The organism is Arenimonas sp., from assembly GCF_044348765.1.
Lineage (GTDB): Bacteria > Pseudomonadota > Gammaproteobacteria > Xanthomonadales > Xanthomonadaceae > Arenimonas.
The window spans coordinates 1-3,349 of sequence record NZ_JBIKSE010000074.1; the positions used below are offsets into that span (position 1 = coordinate 1).

5 protein-coding genes are annotated in these 3,349 nt (G+C 59.8%); 1 reads left to right on the top strand and 4 read right to left on the bottom strand.

Features of this window, described 5'->3' with window-relative positions; all coding sequences use genetic code 11:
• The 4 genes from ACIQ0Q_RS08450 to ACIQ0Q_RS08465 all read right to left on the bottom strand — a co-directional run.
• A partial coding sequence (locus tag ACIQ0Q_RS08450; RefSeq protein WP_395772499.1) for an ATP-binding cassette domain-containing protein occupies nt 1-319 on the bottom strand: 319 nt, incomplete at its 3' end.
• On the bottom strand, nt 316-1,239 hold the full coding sequence (locus ACIQ0Q_RS08455) for an aspartate carbamoyltransferase catalytic subunit (protein WP_395772500.1): 924 nt from the start codon (nt 1,237-1,239) through the stop codon (nt 316-318). The genes ACIQ0Q_RS08450 and ACIQ0Q_RS08455, both read right to left, overlap by 4 nt.
• The gene (gene ruvX / locus ACIQ0Q_RS08460) at nt 1,236-1,706 is read right to left on the bottom strand and encodes a Holliday junction resolvase RuvX (protein WP_395772501.1); all 471 of its coding nucleotides are present in this window, start codon (nt 1,704-1,706) and stop codon (nt 1,236-1,238) included. The genes ACIQ0Q_RS08455 and ruvX overlap by 4 nt, the downstream gene beginning before the upstream one ends.
• The gene (locus ACIQ0Q_RS08465) at nt 1,706-2,269 is read right to left on the bottom strand and encodes a YqgE/AlgH family protein (protein WP_395772502.1); all 564 of its coding nucleotides are present in this window, start codon (nt 2,267-2,269) and stop codon (nt 1,706-1,708) included. Before ACIQ0Q_RS08465 ends, ruvX begins: the two co-directional genes overlap by 1 nt.
• Nucleotides 2,270-2,367: 98 nt before the next feature.
• On the opposite strand from ACIQ0Q_RS08465, the gene ACIQ0Q_RS08470 reads away from it, so the two are divergent.
• Nucleotides 2,368-3,349: serine hydrolase domain-containing protein (locus tag ACIQ0Q_RS08470; protein WP_395772503.1), on the top strand; the 982-nt coding region annotated here is incomplete at its 3' end.

The following is a 3,349-nucleotide window of genomic DNA, read 5'->3' on the forward strand; positions in this document are numbered from 1 at the left end:
AATCTTCGGCATCCATGGCGGCAGCTTCGGCACGGATGACATCGAACACGTCCTGGTCGCCGCTGAGCACGAAATCCAGCGCCGAGTCCGGCAGGGAGGGGGTTTCCTGGGCAACGCTGGCAATACGTAACCGGGTCGGCAGGTCGATATCGCCTTTGTCAGCGTCCACCTCGCCGAGTACCGCCGCGAACAGGCTGGTCTTGCCACAGCCGTTACGGCCGACCACGCCGACACGGGTGCCGGCATGCAGGGTCAGGTCGATATTGGAAAGCAATAGACGCTCGCCGCGCCGGAGCGCGAAATTACGGAATGCAATCATGCGGCGAAGACCGCCTGCAATACCGCCATGCGTACGGCCACGCCGTTGCTGACCTGCTCGAAAATGACCGATTGATTGCCATCGGCAACCGCATCGGCGATCTCCACGCCACGGTTCATCGGTCCGGGATGCATGACCATGGCATCGGGTGCGGCAAGCGCCAGTCGTCGTGGATCCAGACCATAGTCGGTGAAATAGCGTTCGGACGAATCGACCAAACCTTGTTCCATGCGCTCGCGTTGCAGGCGCAACATCATCAGCACATCGGCACCGGCCACGGCATCATCAAAGCGGGACAGCCGATGGCACCCGTCCAGTGTGCCATCGGTTGGCATCAGGCTATCGGGCCCGCACACGCGGATTTCGCCACAACCCAGCATTTTCAAGGCCTGCAGGCCTGAGCGTGCAACCCGCGAATGCAGGATGTCACCGGCTATCACCACTTTCAGGCGTGAAAAATCCGTGCCCTTGTGCTGACGGATGGTCAGCATGTCGAGCAGGCCCTGGGTCGGGTGGTTGCTACGGCCATCCCCGGCATTGATGAAACGGGTCTCCGACCTGGCCGCCGCCACCAAGGCATGCAACTCACCATCGATGGCGGTACGCACGACGAAGCAATCGACGCCCATGGCCTCCAGCGTGCGCATGGTATCGATGGCGGTTTCACCCTTAATGCCGCTGGAATTGGCGACATCGAAGGGCAGCACATCGGCACCAAGGCGGGCGGCGGCCAACATGAACGAGCTGCGGGTCCGGGTCGAGGCCTCGAAAAACAACGGACAGACGGTCTTGCCCTGCAGCGTGGCGCGAAGGCCCGATCCGCCAAGGGCCTGAGGGCGCAGTGTCTGCGCCCGGTCCAACAAGGCCTGGAGCTGTCCGGACTCAAGGTCGGCTATGGAAAGCAGATGCGGCAGGTTCATGCGATAGCGTCCAGATCAGTTCGGTTATGGGGTTGCTGGAACCAACGCTCCAGAATGATGACCGCCGCCCAGGCATCGAGCTGGTCGGCGTGGTGACGCTTGCTTTCACCACGGGCACGGCTTTCGGCAAAACGCTGAGCCGCCTCAATCGAGGTGTTGCGTTCATCCATCAGGCTGATCGGTTTACCGTAGCGTTTTTGCAGGCTACGTGCGAACTGCAGCGCCTTATCGCGGGCCGGCTGATTTTCGCCGTCCTGCGTCAGCGGATTACCGATCACGAGCCCATTCGGCATCCATTCGCGCATCCAGGCATCCAGCACCGGCCAATCAGGGCCGCCATCGAACACCTCCAGAATGCCGAGTGCTCGTGCGCTTCCCGACAAGCTATTGCCTACGGCCACGCCGGTGCGACGGGCACCGACATCGAAGGCCAGCAGGGTCAGTATTCCGTTCTGCTGCCCGTCCATCAGGCACGTCCCGCATGACTAGACATCAGGGATAGATTGACCCCGATTTGCTGCGCTGCTGCTTGCCAACGCTCCGTGATCGGGGCATCGAAAATGATATTTTCGGAAGCCGGCGCATTCAGCCAGGCATTTTCAGACAGCTCGTCTTCAAGTTGCCCGGCCGACCACCCGGAATAGCCCAGCATCACCAGAAATCGGTCCGGACCCTCGCCTGCCGCCAACGCGGTCAGAATGTCGCGGGAGGTGGACACAGTCAATCCATTGCTCAAATGCAGGCTGGAATCCCAGCTTCGGCCATCACTGTGCAGGATAAATCCGCGCTCCGGACTGACCGGACCGCCGGAGAGCACATTGACGGCGCGTAGGCGTGGATTCTGGCAAGGCATGCCGAGCTGATCGAACAATGATCCCAGCGTAAACTCGGAATCCTGATTCAAAACCAGACCCATCGCACCCTGGGTATCATGCTGGCAAATCAAGGACACCGAGCGCGCAAAATAACCATCCTCCATGCCGGGCATGGCGATCAGCAGCTGTTCGGCGAGACTTGTGGTGTTGGGCATGCGCCTATTGTACCTTGCGGGCGTCTTTTATTCGCCGTTCATTGAGTCCCCTGCCGGCTCAGGATAAACTAGGTTCATCCAGCCCACGACCCGCGAAGATGCCGAAGTCCAGCCGATTCCCGAAAATCCTCGCCACTGTGACTGTCCTGTTGGCAACTACCGGATTATCCCCGGCCGTCAACCAGAATCCCAAACCGGTACCGACCGGTAACACCGGCCAAGCCGCGCCCGTGCTGCGCGCCAATCCAGACCGCGTCCGCAACCTGCAGGGCGATGCCCGTGAAATGGAGCGCCTGGCCGAAAGCTTTATGCAAAAGAAGAAAATACCGGGCATGGCCATGGCACTGGTTCAGGACGGCCGTGTTCTGTCCGCGCGTGGTTACGGTGTCGCCGATGTCCGGACCGGCCAGCCGATCCGAAGCGATACGATTTTCCGGCTGGCCTCGCTTTCGAAAGGATTTGCCGCAACTCTGACCGGCATTCTGGTGGAAGAACAGGCACTCGGTTGGGACACCCCGATCTCCAAACAACTGCCGGCATTCAAACTCCGCGATTACAGTGCTTCCCAGAAATTGACCGTCAGCGACATCCTCAGCCATCAGGTCGGATTGGCTAAAAACACCTACGACCGCGATTTGGAAAACAGAATACCCTACCCTCTGCTGGCCGAGCGGCTTTCCGATGCCCCGTTGGTCTGTACTCCCGGCGAATGCTATGGCTATCAGAACATCGCCTACAGCCTGATCGGTGACATGGTTTTTGCCGTCACCGGTGACTTCTACACCCACCAGGTCGAAGAAAAGATATTCATTCCACTGGGCATGGAAACTGCTACCTATGGCCGGGATTCCCTGATGGCCTCCGGCAATTGGGCGCGTCCGCACAACTACAGCGGCAAAGCTTGGGTTTCCGGTACCCCAAACGAAAATTACTATCACGTACCCCCGGCCGCTGGGATCAATGCCAGCATCGGCGATATGGCCATATGGCTGAATGCACAGCTCGGCCATTACCCCGATGTGCTTTCACCGGAACTGCTTCGCAAGACCCATACCCCCCTGGTCAATACGCCCGGCGAGT